Here is a 13,497-nt window from a genome sequence, read left to right as displayed (position 1 = left end):
GACAGCGGCGGGATGGCACAGCCCCCACGCCCGCCACAGACCACCCGCCACCCCCCAGACCATCCCCGGCCATCCCGGCTGCCGAGGCCCCCGCCGGAGGCACCGCCCTAACCCCAACCACCCACCCCGTATCGCGCGGTGCGGTGCGGGGCCCGTCTGGCGGGCTATTCCTGGCCGCGGGCGAGGAGCCGGGTCTCGTACAGCGCTGTCAGCGCCGCGGCGATGCCGCCTTCGGCCTCGTCCAGGGCGCGGGCGAAGGTCTCCGGCTGCTCGGCGAAGTTGGCGGTGGCCAGCAGGATCTGGGCGGCCAGCAGCGCGGCGGTGGCGGCCTGGGCGATCGCGGGTTTGTCCGGGCCGCCGGTCGTGTCCTCCCAGTCCGCCGCGGTGCGCTGCAGGCGATGCAGCAGCACCTCGCCGGTCACCCGCCCGCCGCCGAGCTGCTGCCGCCACCCGCGGGTGAGGGCGGCCAGCCCGGCGGGCTGGGCGGCGCCGAAGTGCAGCCGCGCTGCCGCCTCCAGCTCCACGGCCGCCAGCAGCGCGCCCAGCAGCTCGGGCGCGTCGTCCTGGGTGGGGCCGGTGGGGCGCAGGTCGGGGTCGGCGACCGGCGCGGCGCCGAGCGCGGCCAGCGCCGCCATCACCTGCTCCACGCTCAGCTGCGGGTGTTCGATCGGCACCCGGCCAGGATGCCCCCCCCGGAGGGCGGCCCGCGGCCGACGCCACGCCGACGCGAGCCCCCGGGGCGTGGCCCCGCCGCGCCGTGCCCCCAGGTCAGAAACATCGGCGCGGCGGGAGTCGGTCAGGCCGGCGGGGGCGCCCCGCCGCTTGGGTCGGCGGCGTGACACGCGGCCACCGCGGCGGCCTTGTCCGGGTAGCTCAGCAGGTCCAGGGCCCGCTCGCCCGCGGCCGTGATGCGCCGGGCGACATCACCGGACTCGCGCTCCCCAAGGGGGAGCCGGACCACCGCGGCCGCTCCGAAGCGGACCTCCACCACCAGCCGGCCGTCCGGGGCCCGGACGGCGGTCACCGCCAGCGCGCCGGGCTCGTCCAGGTCCCGGCCGTTGATGACGGCCACGGTCGGGGGGCTCACCGGGCCCCCTCGGCGCGGCTGATGCGTACCCGCGCGCTGGCCGGCGGCCGGTAGGCCGCCAGGGCGGCCTCCAGCAGTTCGACGTCGTCGCTCTCGGCCGTGACCGCGCCGTCGCGGTGCCGGGCGCGGTAGGGCGCCGCCGTGCCGCTGCGGTAGGTGATCTCCCAGTCGCGGTGGCGGCACGACACCGCCGCGAACTGGACGTACTCAGGGATCCGGTCCGGGCCGGCCTCGGCCAGCCGGGAGGCGGGAATGTAGGGGCGGAGTCGACCTGCCCGGCCCGGACCAGGCATGGCGTGTGCGGTAGCCATGCCGTGACGCTACGTGCAGAGTGCCAGCTCGCAGGGTCCGCGCCGTGCCAAGGACACGAATCGTGCCCCCTAGACCAGCACTCCGAGGTCGGTGGCGATGCGGCGGGCCTGCGGCGCGATCATCGCGCCGCCGCTGTCGACCAGCTCGCCGGCGAGGGTTCGCGCGGGTGGCGTGTGCCGCATGCTCTCCGAGCTGGTGGTCATGGCGCGGTCCAGTGCGGTGACCGCGCCGAGCTGGTCCCCGGCCGCCCACCACGCGCGGGCCGCGTCCAGCCACAGCCGCGAGCGGCGGTACGGTCCGGGCACGGTGTCGGGGTCGATGTCCACAGCGGTCCGGCTGCCCTTGGACAGCTCGGCGGACACGCTCACCCCGTGAATCTGCACGTTGTAGGGCGCGAAAACGGTGACGGGGTGCTGCCAGCCGGCCGGTAGCCGGGGAGCGACCTCGGCCGCGCGGTCCAGATGCCGCAGCGCGTCGGCCTCCCGGCCGGCCTGGGCGTGCGTGACGGCCTGGTGCAACTGCAGGCTTCCCCACATCGCCGCGGCCTCCTCATCGGCGGTGCCGGCGTCCATCGCCCGGCGCAGGGGCCGCGCCGCGCTCTCGATGGTGGACACCACGTGGTCGCGGTCGATGTAGCGCCAGGTGTTGCCCCACCCCCACGTCGCCAGCGCGATCATGTGCGGGTCGTCGGCGTCCTCGGCCGCGCGCATCGCCCGATCGGCGATCACGGTCATGATGTGCCGCCCCCCGATCCAGGACAGCCAGTGCTCGGCCACGGTGTACGCCTCGACCAGAGCGCCAGCCCGGCCAGCACGTCGCGGGTCATGCCGCGCGACTCGCGGATGCGCTGCAGGCGGGTGCCGAAGGGGACGGCGTCGGGCTGCTCTGGCTGCTGGGGCTCCATGGCGACCTCCTCGCCCACCCAGGCTACGGCTCGGGAACGCTGCGGCGCGAGACGGGCAGCGGCGGTGAGGAGCTGCCCGATCGGGGCGTCAGGCCCTACCCTGGGGGCAGTACCGATGAGGAGGTGGGATGCCCGCGCCCCAGCACCACCCGGAGTTGACCGAGGAAGACCGCGCCTACATCGCCGAGCATGCGGCTAGGGTCGAGCGCGGCGAGCCGATCGAGGGCTACAGCATCGAGCCGGCAGACTGGGACACCTATGAGGAGTTCCTGGACTGCGCGAACGACGTCATGAAGCGGTACCTCGCCGACCGCGCCGCCGCGCGGTGAAGCACCGCCGCGTCGTCTTCAGCGATCACTTCCTGGACCAGGCCGCCCTCCTGCCGCCCCGGACCCGCGACCGCGCGTTCGGCTACGTCATGGAGATCGCGGCCGAAGAGGATCCGGCCCTGCTCGCCCTGCCCGACCCCGACGGCATCCCGCACGTCTGGCGTGTCGAGCGTTTCGACCTGACCGTGTCGGTAGCCGTCTACGACGACGTGCTACGCGTGGACGCGCTGACCGTGCGCGCCAACGGCTGACGGCGGTCACGCGGGTTCCCACGGCCGCATCGCGCCCCGGTACACGCCCGCGTAGTAGCCGCCCTTCTCCGTCATGATGTCCACGATCTTGACCGTCTCCCGCGAGTTCGGGGCGTGGATCATCTGCGTGCCGCCCAGGTAGATCCCCATATGGGAGGGCAACCCGCCGGGGGCGCTGGTGTCGAAGTACAGCAGGTCGCCCGGCTGCAGCCTCGCAAGGTCGGCGTTGGTGAGCTGGCCGTGCGACAGGGCCGGGATCTGCAGCATCTCGCCGGACTGGCCGTACCATTGCGTGGTCGTCGTCCGCTGCAGCGAGATGCCGGCCTGCCGGTACGCGATCTGCGCGAGTGAGCTGCAGTCGCAGTTGGTCGACGCGGGGGACATCTGCGGATCCGTGCACGTGCCGCCCCAGACGTAAGGCGTGCCGACCTGCTGGCGCGCCCACGAGATCGCCACCGCCGCGGCCGGGTGCGCCGACCCGTCGTAGTCGGCCGGCGTCGCCTGCAGCGCGTCGTAGCCGTCGACGGCCTGCATGACGTCGGCGACGTACTGATTGTCATCCGGCGACGATCCGCCGCCGGGGTTGTAGGCGTGCACGGCCTCGCGGACCTGCTCACGGTCCGAGAAGTCACGAGGTCCCTCGCCGCACAGGTGCGCCGCGGTCGCCAGCGTCGCGTCATAGACGTTCTGCGGGTCCTTGACGCCGTCGCCGTTGCCGTCCTGGCCGTAGGTCTCCCATGAGGAGGGGATGAACTGCATTGGGCCGACCGCGCGGTCCCAAGTGGCGTCTCCGTCCAGCTCGCCGTTGTCGGTGTCAGGGATCGCGGCGAACCCGTCACCGTTGAGCGTCGGCCCGTACAGCGGCGGATCGATGTCACCGTTCGGTTCGATGTCGGAGCCGAGGTCGGCGAGGTGATTGGACTCCACCTTGCCGATCCCGGCCAGGATGCTCCAGCGCATCCCCGTACACCCTGGCCGAACCTGCTCGGTGCTGGCTGCGGCGCGGTCGTAAGCGTCCAGCAGCACGTCCGGGATCCCCTCGACCTGGGCGGGAACGCCGGATGCCGAACTGGAGCCCAGCAGCGTGGTCACCAGCACCGTCACACCCAGCGCCATACCGAGGATGCTGCTGAACAAGATCTTGATCAGCCGTAACACGCGGCTCTCCGCATCGGCGGGTGGGGGTGGCGGGTCATGCGGGCCTTTCTGAGGGGCGGCAGCGCTCATTCACATTGATCACGTCGGACGTATCATGCAACATTCGTATGGGAGCGCCGAAATGCAGAACTTTTTGTGTCTGCAACTGGTGCAGGGGAGGGAGAATTGGCTGTTGTGACGCGGAACCACCGGCATGCGGAACACGCCGGCGAGGCGCGGAAAATATCCACTGAGCACCCTGTTTGGCCGAATGTGGCCAACGGGGAATTTCGGGCACGGCCCGAGACGCAATCGGTCGACGTGACCTTGATCGCTCCGCACCCGGAGTGCCTGCACGCCACGCACGTGGCCCGGCGACTTCTGGAGTGCGCCGAAATTCAGCCATCCGTCCATTCGCCGGGCGAGCCGATTCCGCCGGGCGTCCTGCCGGTCGTCGTCGCGCTGTCCACCGCGCACGCCGTGCGCGAGGCGGCCCGGATGGTCACCGGCTGGCATCCGGAGGTGCAGCGGCCGGTGCTCCTGGTCGTCGCGGACGCGCCGCTACCGGCCCCGCCGATCGTGCAGCACCGGATCCATGCCGTGCGCGAGCGGGTCGCGGCCGTGCTGCACCTGCCCTACCTGCTCGCCCTGCGCGCCGTCGACGACCCACAGGACTGCCTGACCACCCCGCGCGGCCGGCCGAGCCGGGCGCACCGCCACGTCCGGCGGCTGCGCGGCGACATCATCCGCACCCACATCAACGCCATGACCAAGACGAGGAACCCCCGTTGAACGCCCCCGACCTGACGCTGTTCACCATCGACGCCCTCACCCTGGCGAGCGGCTACCCCGACTGGAACTCCGAACCCCAGGCACCCCCCGGCCTGGAAGGGTTCGCCACCGACTGGATCGGCTGGGCACGGTGGGTCGCCGGCCTCGCCGGCTTCTTCGGCCTGATCATCTGCGGCGTCATGATGATGGTCGGCCGCCGCAACCGCGGCGCCATGGCGGTCGACGGCGCCACCGGCATGCTCTGGGTCATCGGCGGGCTGTGCGTGGTCGTCATGGCGGGCAGCATCATCTCCGGCATCCTGACCGGCTGATCAGCAGAGGATCCCCCCATGTCGACCCCCAGCGAAATCGCCGCCCGCACCCGCCGGACGATGATCGGGCTGATCGCGCTCGTCGTGGTCCTGGTCGTGGCGCTGATCGTGACGATCGTGATCGCTACCAGGTCCGGCAGCGATACTCCAGCCGCCGATCCGACCTCGTCCGCGTCCAGTTCCCCGTCGACCCCGATCGGCCCCGACGGAGCACTGCGGCTCCCTACGGCCGGCGACCAGCTCGACGGCCGCTGGCCCGTGAACTTCGACCGCTCGCCCGAGGGGGCGGTGGCGATGGCCGCCGCCTACATCACCCACGACATCAGCCTGGACCCGCAGGTCAAGGCGCAGACGCGCCTGACCTATTTCTCTGAGGGCCTTGGTGTGTCCCGGGAGGGGTTGGACGCGTCCATGCCCGACCAGATCGAGAGCGAGCTGCGTGCCGCGTTCGACACCGACACCGACCTGGAGGCGCTGCCCCGCCAGGCGTCGCTGTCGGGGCTGCCCGTGGCCGCGGTCTACGAGCCGATCGACGCCGACACGGTCGACGTGGCGCTGCTGATCAATCTGGAGTTCTACGACGGGATCTCTCGCAGAGGGACACAGACCACCACGTGGCGGGTGCGAGCGGTCTGGGATGAGTCGATCCGCGGGGGCGACTGGGTCATGAGCCCAGATTGGGCGCAGATCGAGATCCCGGAGATCGTTGAGCCCGGGACGGATGATTTCGCGGACAGCGAGTGGATTCCCCTTGGGGGGGACGGCTCGTGATCCGCCGCCTGACCACGCTGCTCGCTGCCGTCCTGGTCGCTGTCGTGGCCGTGGCCTCGCCGGCCTGGGCCGATTTCGACCCATGGACCGAGAACCTTCGGGATCGGGGGTTCGGCCAGCCCGATTCAGAGAGTCCGAGCTACTACTGCAAGGACTTCCAGGAGACGACCGAGGAAGAACGCGAGTTCGTCAGCGAGTTCCTGCGTAACCACCCTGAGGGCGCCGACCTGCCATGGGCCGAGGACGGGGTACCGCCCAACAACGGCAGCAACCTGTGCTTCGACGTCGAAGAGCGATCGATGTGCAGAGGCTCGATTGGGGATTACGCGCGGGAGTGCTGGGAGTCCAGCGGCGGAGTGAGCGGATCAATCAACCTCCCCGGTCCGCCGGACTGGATGAGCGACCCCGTCGGGACGGTGGCCAGCAGCGCCGCGGACAACCTGGCGGAGTCCATCGTGACCGGCCTGGTCTCCGCGATGTTCTGGACGTTGACGCGCTGGCTTCTGGACGACGTGGCCCCGGACCTGGCGACCTCCGCCGCGCAGGTGTTCTACCCGAACATGCTGTGGCTCGGGGGGCTGTTCGCCGTGTTGTTCCTGCTCTGGCAGGCCATGCGGATGATGATGCAGCGCCGCCTGGAGGTGCTGGCCACCACCGTGCGCGGACTGCTGATGTGCGCGGCGGTCACCGCGTGCGGCGTCGCCGTGCTCGGAGGGCTCGTCACCGCCTCCGAGCACCTTACGGTCGACATCATCGACATCGCGTACGCCGAGACCGAGCGCGAGGATCTGTGCGAGGCGCCGGAAAGCGTCGCTGAGGACGTCGCGGAAGCGGCGCCGGAGGGCTCGGCCGAGCGGCAGATGCTCGCCTGCGCCACGGCCGCGTTCGAGTTCGACACCCTCCAGGCCACGGGCGCGGTCCTGGTGTTCGGGATCGTCGGCCTGGTCATGATGCTGGTCCAGGCGGTGCTGCTGTTCGTGCGTGAGGCGGCGCTGCCGCTGATCGCGCTGCTCATCCCGATCGTGGCGGCCGGCCAGATCGGTGGAACGGCGACCCGAAAGTGGCTGCCCGGCCTGCTGGGGCTGGCGCTCACCATCATCTGCTACAAGCCCATGGTCGCCCTGATCATGGCGGTGGGCTTCTCGCAGGCGATGCTGCCGACCAGTGACCTGGATTTCATCCGCGGCATCATGACGCTGTCCCTGGGGGTGATCGCGCCCGGTGTGCTGATGAAGGCGTTCTCCCCGCTGATGACGGCGGGGGTGGAGCGGGGCGCCTCCCTCGGGTCGGCCATGAACAGCGTCTTCGTGACGCAGCAGGTCGCGCACACCACCTCCCAGACCGTGCAGCGCCTGGCTGACGAGCGCGCGAAGCACCAGGCGGCCCGGGAGGCCGAGCGCGCTGCGGCCGGGGCCGCGGCCGCGACCGGCCCGGCCGGTGTGGGCCTGCTGGCCACGAAGGTGGCCGAGCGGGCAGCGGACGGGGCGGCGAAAGCGGCCACGGGCGGTGAGCGGGCGCTGGACGGCACCGCGGCCACTGCTGCGAAGGACGGTGCGTCGGGTGCCGCGGCCGGTGAGCGGGCAGGGGCGGGTGAGCATCCGCCCGGCCGTCCCGGCGCGGTCCCGGCCGATGGGACGACGGCGCCGGTGGTGCCGGGTGGGATTCGGCTGCGCGACGTCCACACCCCGCCACCGCCGGCTCCGCCGCCTCCCCCGCCGGGGGCGCACCCTGCGCCGCCGCGTGACCAGGCGGCGCCGCCTCCGCCGGTGCCGCACCCGATCCGCGAGCGCCAGCAGAACCCGCGACAGGACCGTTTCGACCAGGACCGCCGTGATGGGGGGTGGACGCCGTGACCGCGCAGCAGCAGGTGCAGCAGCGGCTGTACGGCGGGTGGCGCCGCGCCCGCTCCCTCGGCCTCGGCTCCCTGGACGGCCGCCAGACGCTGGTCCTGGTGCTGGCCATCGTCATCCCGATCGCGGCCGTTTGGGCGTCGGGGCCGGGCGTGCTGCTCTGGCTCGGCCCCGTCGCGGCGGTCGTCGCGGCGGCGGCGGTGACGACCCGGGACGGGGTATGGGTCCTCGACCTTCTTCTGGCCCGGGCGCGCTTCGAGACGTCAAAGCTGATGGGGCAGACCGTGTACCGGGGGCACATGTGGGCGCCCTACCCGCGCCGCTACGACCTGCCCGGCCCGATGGCCTCCACGCAGCTGATCGAGACCGACGTGCCGGGCCGGGGGCCGGTCGGGCTGGTCTGGCACCAGCGCTCCGGCCGCCTGTCGGCCACCTACCTGCTCTCGCCGACCGGGGTGCTGCTCGCCGACACCGCCACGGTGCAGTATCAGGTCGCCTCGTGGGGACAGGTGCTCGCCGGTCTGGCCGACGACACCGCGATCCAGCACGCCGGGGTGACGATCGAGCTGATGCCGACCTCGGGGCACGAGCTGGCCGAGCACACCGAGACGCGGCGCGACCCCGGCGCCCCGGACCTGGTCCGCGACGTCATGGATCAGGTGATCGAGGACGCGCCGGAGGCCACCACGCGCGTCTACGCCCGGCTGACGCTCACCGTGGATCCCTCCCGTGGGGTGACCACGGTGCGGCGGCTGGATGAGGGCGTGGCCGAGACGCTGCGGAGCCTGGGCGGGCTGGCGCTGACGGCGGCCGGCGTGGACGTGCTGCGCCCCACCACCGCGACCGACCTGGTCCGCATCGTCCGGTCGGCCTATGACCCGCACACCCTGGAGGACACCGAGGTCCCCGCCACGTGGGACGCGCTGACGTGGGCGGACGCCGGTCCGGTGGCGGCTGAGGAGCACCTGGACTACTACGCCCACGAAGGCGTGTACTCGATGTCGTGGTGTCTGCTGGAGGCGCCGCGCCAGCACGTCTCCCATGAGGTGCTGTCTCCCCTGTGTTCGCCGGGCCGCTACCGGCGCCGGGTCCACCTTCTCTACCGCACGCTCTCCCGCGATGAGGCGGGACGGCTCCTGGAGCGTGAGGCGAACTCCGCGGCGGCGCGTGAGGTGTACCGGCAGCGCACCGGCCGCGACCCCTCCGCCCGCGACCGCGCCGACGCCGACCGCGCGCATCGCGCCGCCGCCGAAGAGGCACAGGGTGCGGGGCTGGTGGAGTTCTCGATCTTCGTGACCGTGACCGTGGACCGCCTCGACCAGCTCCCCGAAGCGCGCCGCGAGGTCGAGCAGGCCGCCGCGCAGTCCCGGCTCAAGTTGAGGTTGTGCCGGGGCGGGCAGGCCGCCGCGTGGCAGACCGCGCTCGGCGTCGCCGGTATCTACCCCGCCGACATCTGAAGCCGCAAACGAAGCCCTGACCTGAGAGAAGACCATGACGAAGAACTCCGGCACCTCCGCCGGGCCGCGGCTGAATCCGCGGGTGGTCGCCCCCCGCCGCGGCTGGGGCCAGCCGGCGGCCGGCCGGGCCGGCCACGTCGAAACCGGGCACATCCACATCGGCACCACCAACCAGGTCGCCGGCCTGTATCCGTGGATCCAGCCGGGCGGGCTGCCGCCGGAGGGGGTGCCGATCGGCCCGGACCTGCTCACCGGTGAGTTGCAGTGCGTGGATCCGGCCGGGTGGGTCGGCCGCCTCACCAGTAATCCGGGTGTGTGGATCCAGGGCCAGCCCGGCGCCGGGAAATCGGCGATCGTGAAACGCCTGTGCCTGTGGCACGTCGGGCTGGGGTGGCAGATGCTGTGCCCCGGCGACGTCAAGGGCGAGTACTCCGACCTGGTCCGGAAGATGGGCGGGCAGGTGGTGCGGGTCGGCCGCGGCCTGGACCGCATCAACCCGCTGGACTCCGGTCCGCTCGGCCGGCGGCTCTCGACGCTGCCGCCGGGCGAGCGGGACCGGGTGCGCGCCGAGGTCAACGGCCGCCGCGCCGGGTTCCTGCACGCGCTGCTGGCGATCGGGCGCGCGCCGGGCGACCGGCTGCCCGAGGAGTTGTCCACCGCGCTCTCGTCGGCGATCCGCATCGCCGATGAGGGGACGGTCGGCGACCCGGTGATCCCGGACGTGATCCGGGTCCTGCGCGACCCTCCCAAGGAGCTGCTCGGCAGGCTCATGGTGGCCGATGACGCCCGCTATGTGGAGCTGACCCGGCCGCTGGTCGCGGCGCTGGAGAACCTCTGCGACGGCCCACTGAGCGGCCTGTTCGACGGGCCGACGACGACCCCGATCGACCTGGACGCGCCCGCGATCTCCATCGACCTGGCTCAGCATCTGCGCACCGCCGACGAGTCTGTGGTGGCCGCGGGGCTGCTGGCGACCTGGTCCTACTCCTACTCCGCGGTGGACACCGCCCGCGCGGTCGGCGCCGCCGACCGGCCGCTCATCCTGCCGCTGGATGAGCTGTGGCAGGTGCTGCGCGCCGGCCCCGGCATGGTGTCGAGCCTGGATACGATCACCCGCCTCAACCGGTCCAAGGGGGAGATCTCCATGATGGTGACGCACTCGCTGCGGGACCTGGAGGCGCTGCCCACCCCCGAAGACCGCGCCAAGGCGGCCGGTTTCATGGAACGCGCCGACACTCTTATCCTCGCTGCCAGTCCGCACAACGAACTCGACCTGGTCAGTGAGCGGCGGCCGCTCACCGACGGCGAACGGCACATGGTGTCCTCCTGGGCCTCACCCGCCACGACCGGCGCCGATGGCGCATCGATCCACCCGGGCCGCGGCAAGTACCTGATCAAGCTGGGCAATCGTGTCGGCGTGCCGGTCCAGCTGCGGCTCACCCCGGCGGAGCTGCAGCTGTACGACACCGACCACGCGATCCGCTCGGGCTCACACCCGCGGGCGGTGGGCGTATGACCCGGCGCGATCGCCACGGCGGCGGTGGCACCGCGGTCGACCTCACGCCGCTGTGGGTTCTGGGCGCGGTCGCCGCAGCGGTGCTGCTGCTCATGGTGCTGTGGCTCGGCGGCACCCTCGGCGCGTTCCTGAGCGGGGCGGGCTGGAACCCGCCGCCGTTCAGCATCGCCACGCTGATCCGGGCGATGCGCGGCCGCGAGGTGTGGCCGGGCGCTGATCCGGCGTGGGTGACCGGCGGCGTCATCGCCGTGGGTCTGGTGCTCATCGCCGCCGTGACCGCGCTGGCCGTGATGACGTCGCGGTGGTGGGCCTCCTCCGGCGGGCTGGCGCGCCGCGACGATGTCGCCGACCTCGCCCCTCACGCGGCCACCGCGAAGGCGAAGCGGCTGCGCCGCTCCCTTGCCGACATCAAGCCGGCCAAGATCGAGCCGGGCGACGTGGGGATCGCCCTGGGCGATCTCGACCCGTCCGGTCCGCTGCTGCGCGCCTCGTGGGAGGACGTCGCACTGGTCTTCATGGGGCCCCGCTCCGGGAAGACCTCCTCGCTCGCTGCCCCGATCACCCTGGAGGCTCCAGGACCGGCCGTGGTCACCTCCAACAAGTCCGACATCTACGCGCTGACCATGCGCGCCCGCGCAGCCAAGGGCACCGTCTGGCTGTTCGACCCCCAGGGAATCACGCACGCGCCCCAGCGCATGTGGTGGGACATGCTGGCTGCCGCCCGCACCATCGAGGGCGCCGACCGTCTGGCCATGCACCTGATCAACGGCGCCTCCTCCAGCGGGCACCGCGACGACTTCTGGTCCAAGGCCGGACGGTCCACACTGCGGATCCTGCTGCACGCCGCCGCTCTGGACGACGACCGCAGCTTGGTCGACGTGCTCGACTGGCTGTCCTACCCCACCGACAAAACCCCGGTGGAGATCCTGCGCGGCCGCGGTCTGCGCAGCCTCGCCGAGAGCCTCGAAGGCACCGTCGCCGGGGCGCCGGAGACCCGCGACGGCATCTTCGAGCACGCCCGCCAGGCCGTGACCTGCCTGCTGGACCCGGCCGTGCTCGCCTGGGTCACCCCCGGCGACGACCCCTTCATCGACACCGGCCCGGCCGAGTTCGACCCGCACGAGTTCGCGGTCTCCACCGACACCCTCTATCTGCTTTCCAAGGACGGCGGTGGGTCAGCGGCCGGCGTCATCGCCGCCCTTACCGATGCGTGCATGCGCGCCGGGATCACCGCCGCCGAGGCCAGCCTTGGCGGCCGGCTGGACCCGCCGATGGTGGCGGTCCTGGACGAGGCCGCCAACGTCTGCAAGATCGAGGATCTGCCCCTGCTCTACAGCCATCTGGGCTCGCGCGGGATCGTCCCGGTCACCGTGCTGCAGTCCTACAAGCAGTCGGTGATCACCTGGGGCAGGGACGGCGCCGACACGCTGTGGTCCAACGCCACGATCAAGCTGCTCGGCCCCGGACTGGACGACCACGGATTCGCCGACCAGATCTCCCACTTGGTCGGACTGCAGTTCGTCAACCGGGACTCCTCCACCTACAGCACCGGCGGACGCAGCGTGACCCGGTCCCGGCAGCGGGAGCGGATCATGGACGCCGCCGACGTCCGCGAGATCGAAAAGGGGACCGCGTTGCTGTTCGCCACGTCGATGCGCCCGGCGCTGCTGCGGCTGCGGCCCTGGTGGAAGGGCTCGAACGCCGCGGCCATCGCCGCACAGCAAGCCGAAGTGGAAGCCGAGATCGTGCAGCGCGCACAGAAGCGGAGCCGGACATGAGCGACGAGGAGTTCGACGTCCCCGACGACGCCAGCAGCCTCGTTGGCCCCACCCCCACGCCGCGGGCCGAACCCGCCAAGGGCGACAAACCTCAAGAAGAGGAGAAACCTGCACCGCACATTGACGCCCCCAACTTCGACCGGTCGAGTTATGAGGAGGAGGTCAACCGGCTGGCGATGTGGGTGGACGGCTTCCTGGTGCCCAACTTCGTCTACGACCCCTCGCAGGCGCGGCCGTGGTGCCAGCAGTGGCGCGCGCACCGCGACGCGGTATCGGTGCTGTTCGCGCTGTGGCTGGCCTGGCAGGAGCTGATCGACACCGAACGGTCCGGCTCCGCCGGCCCCTCGACCTGGTTCAACGCCCACCTGCGGCCCCACATGGAGTATTTGCGCTCACCGACCGGGCCGTTCGCCTCCTGCATGCGCGGGACCAGCCGCAACGAGCACAGACTCCCGATCTCCGCGCAGCCGCAGACCTGGAAGTGAGCACGCGACGACGTTCGCCTCGCCGCGCCACACCCGTTTTCGACCACAAGGAGTCACCCCATGAACGGCCGCAGCGACCACCACGGCTACATCCGCGCCGTCGCCGCGCAGCTGCGCGAAGGCGAACTCGGAATCGGCGTGATGAACACCCGCATCGGCACCCGCGAGGGGCTGCGGTGGGCCGAACTGCGCCTGGAACCCGCCGAAACCCCCTATCTGCAGCCGGACGAGGATTACGTGGCGCTGATCTGGGACGAGGAACGCGGCTGGGGCTGGTACGTCGCCAGCGACCGGCCGGAGGAGCGGTTGTGGCGCGGGTTCGAGGTCGCCCCGCTGCCGGCCGAGGTTGCCGCGTGGGCCCAAGCGGTCGTGCACACAGTGGTCTTCCCCCGCGAAGAGACCGTGATGCGCTCCCGCGACGAGGAGTCCGCGCAGCTGGAGGAGCTTCTCGCCTCCTTCGCCTGAGCCGCGTTCCGCCCCGCCCGCTTCCGTGCCCGCCAGATCTGAGAAGGACCCC

The 13,497-nt window shown here is 71.9% G+C and carries 16 protein-coding genes; 11 read left to right on the top strand and 5 right to left on the bottom strand.

Annotated features, from left to right (window positions below; translation table 11 throughout):
• Window positions 1–164 precede the first annotated feature (164 nt).
• The 4 genes from ACFQRF_RS27180 to ACFQRF_RS27165 form a co-directional block, all read right to left on the bottom strand.
• On the bottom strand, window positions 165–674 hold the full coding sequence (locus tag ACFQRF_RS27180; RefSeq protein WP_379874273.1) for a hypothetical protein: 510 nt from the start codon (window positions 672–674) through the stop codon (window positions 165–167).
• Between the two features lie 122 nt (window positions 675–796).
• Complete coding sequence (locus tag ACFQRF_RS27175) at window positions 797–1,087, bottom strand: hypothetical protein (RefSeq protein ID WP_379874271.1); 291 nt, start codon at window positions 1,085–1,087, stop codon at window positions 797–799.
• A complete protein-coding gene (locus ACFQRF_RS27170) occupies window positions 1,084–1,398 on the bottom strand; it encodes a hypothetical protein (protein ID WP_379874270.1) in 315 nt (104 codons plus the stop codon). Before ACFQRF_RS27170 ends, ACFQRF_RS27175 begins: the two co-directional genes overlap by 4 nt.
• Before the next feature lie 69 nt (window positions 1,399–1,467).
• On the bottom strand, window positions 1,468–2,175 hold the full coding sequence (locus ACFQRF_RS27165; RefSeq protein WP_379874268.1) for a hypothetical protein: 708 nt from the start codon (window positions 2,173–2,175) through the stop codon (window positions 1,468–1,470).
• Window positions 2,176–2,431: 256 nt separating this feature from the next.
• On the opposite strand from ACFQRF_RS27165, the gene ACFQRF_RS27160 reads away from it, so the two are divergent.
• Window positions 2,432–2,632, top strand: coding sequence for a hypothetical protein (locus ACFQRF_RS27160; RefSeq protein WP_379874267.1), 201 nt, complete (start codon window positions 2,432–2,434; stop codon window positions 2,630–2,632).
• Window positions 2,629–2,883 carry a hypothetical protein gene (locus tag ACFQRF_RS27155; protein WP_379874265.1) on the top strand — a complete coding sequence of 85 codons (255 nt, stop codon included), beginning with the start codon at window positions 2,629–2,631 and terminating at the stop codon, window positions 2,881–2,883. The genes ACFQRF_RS27160 and ACFQRF_RS27155 overlap by 4 nt, the downstream gene beginning before the upstream one ends.
• A gap of 6 nt (window positions 2,884–2,889) precedes the next feature.
• Here ACFQRF_RS27155 and ACFQRF_RS27150 read toward each other — a convergent pair whose 3' ends face one another.
• On the bottom strand, window positions 2,890–4,041 hold the full coding sequence (locus ACFQRF_RS27150) for a C40 family peptidase (protein ID WP_379874264.1): 1,152 nt from the start codon (window positions 4,039–4,041) through the stop codon (window positions 2,890–2,892).
• Between the two features lie 300 nt (window positions 4,042–4,341).
• Here ACFQRF_RS27150 and ACFQRF_RS27145 point away from each other — a divergent pair, with 300 nt between their 5' ends.
• The 9 genes from ACFQRF_RS27145 to ACFQRF_RS27105 are packed head-to-tail and all read left to right on the top strand — an operon-like array spanning window position 4,342 to window position 13,445.
• Entirely contained in the window at window positions 4,342–4,812 is a 471-nt protein-coding gene (locus ACFQRF_RS27145; RefSeq protein WP_379874262.1) for a hypothetical protein, read from the top strand.
• Window positions 4,809–5,123: a hypothetical protein gene (locus tag ACFQRF_RS27140; RefSeq protein WP_379874261.1), complete on the top strand. Its 315-nt coding sequence runs from the start codon at window positions 4,809–4,811 to the stop codon at window positions 5,121–5,123. Before ACFQRF_RS27145 ends, ACFQRF_RS27140 begins: the two co-directional genes overlap by 4 nt.
• Before the next feature lie 18 nt (window positions 5,124–5,141).
• Window positions 5,142–5,894, top strand: a complete 753-nt coding sequence (locus ACFQRF_RS27135; RefSeq protein WP_379874259.1) for a hypothetical protein — start codon at window positions 5,142–5,144, stop codon at window positions 5,892–5,894.
• Window positions 5,891–7,747, top strand: a complete 1,857-nt coding sequence (locus ACFQRF_RS27130; RefSeq protein ID WP_379874258.1) for a TrbL/VirB6 family protein — start codon at window positions 5,891–5,893, stop codon at window positions 7,745–7,747. The genes ACFQRF_RS27135 and ACFQRF_RS27130 overlap by 4 nt, the downstream gene beginning before the upstream one ends.
• Window positions 7,744–9,201, top strand: coding sequence for an SCO6880 family protein (locus ACFQRF_RS27125; RefSeq protein WP_379874256.1), 1,458 nt, complete (start codon window positions 7,744–7,746; stop codon window positions 9,199–9,201). The genes ACFQRF_RS27130 and ACFQRF_RS27125 overlap by 4 nt, the downstream gene beginning before the upstream one ends.
• 34 nt (window positions 9,202–9,235) lie before the next feature.
• Complete coding sequence (locus ACFQRF_RS27120) at window positions 9,236–10,717, top strand: ATP-binding protein (RefSeq protein WP_379874255.1); 1,482 nt, start codon at window positions 9,236–9,238, stop codon at window positions 10,715–10,717.
• A complete protein-coding gene (locus ACFQRF_RS27115) occupies window positions 10,714–12,495 on the top strand; it encodes a TraM recognition domain-containing protein (RefSeq protein ID WP_379874253.1) in 1,782 nt (593 codons plus the stop codon). Before ACFQRF_RS27120 ends, ACFQRF_RS27115 begins: the two co-directional genes overlap by 4 nt.
• Window positions 12,492–12,980 (top strand): DUF4913 domain-containing protein, encoded by a 489-nt coding sequence (locus ACFQRF_RS27110; RefSeq protein ID WP_379874252.1) that lies wholly within the window; start codon window positions 12,492–12,494, stop codon window positions 12,978–12,980. The genes ACFQRF_RS27115 and ACFQRF_RS27110 overlap by 4 nt, the downstream gene beginning before the upstream one ends.
• A gap of 60 nt (window positions 12,981–13,040) precedes the next feature.
• Window positions 13,041–13,445 carry a DUF6292 family protein gene (locus ACFQRF_RS27105; protein ID WP_379874250.1) on the top strand — a complete coding sequence of 135 codons (405 nt, stop codon included), beginning with the start codon at window positions 13,041–13,043 and terminating at the stop codon, window positions 13,443–13,445.
• Window positions 13,446–13,497 lie beyond the last annotated feature (52 nt).

This window comes from Marinactinospora rubrisoli (assembly GCF_042664915.1).
In the GTDB taxonomy this organism is placed as follows: Bacteria; Actinomycetota; Actinomycetes; order Streptosporangiales; family Streptosporangiaceae; genus Marinitenerispora; species Marinitenerispora rubrisoli.
Note: the sequence above shows the minus strand (reverse complement) of the source record. Positions and strands in the feature narration are given on the sequence as shown.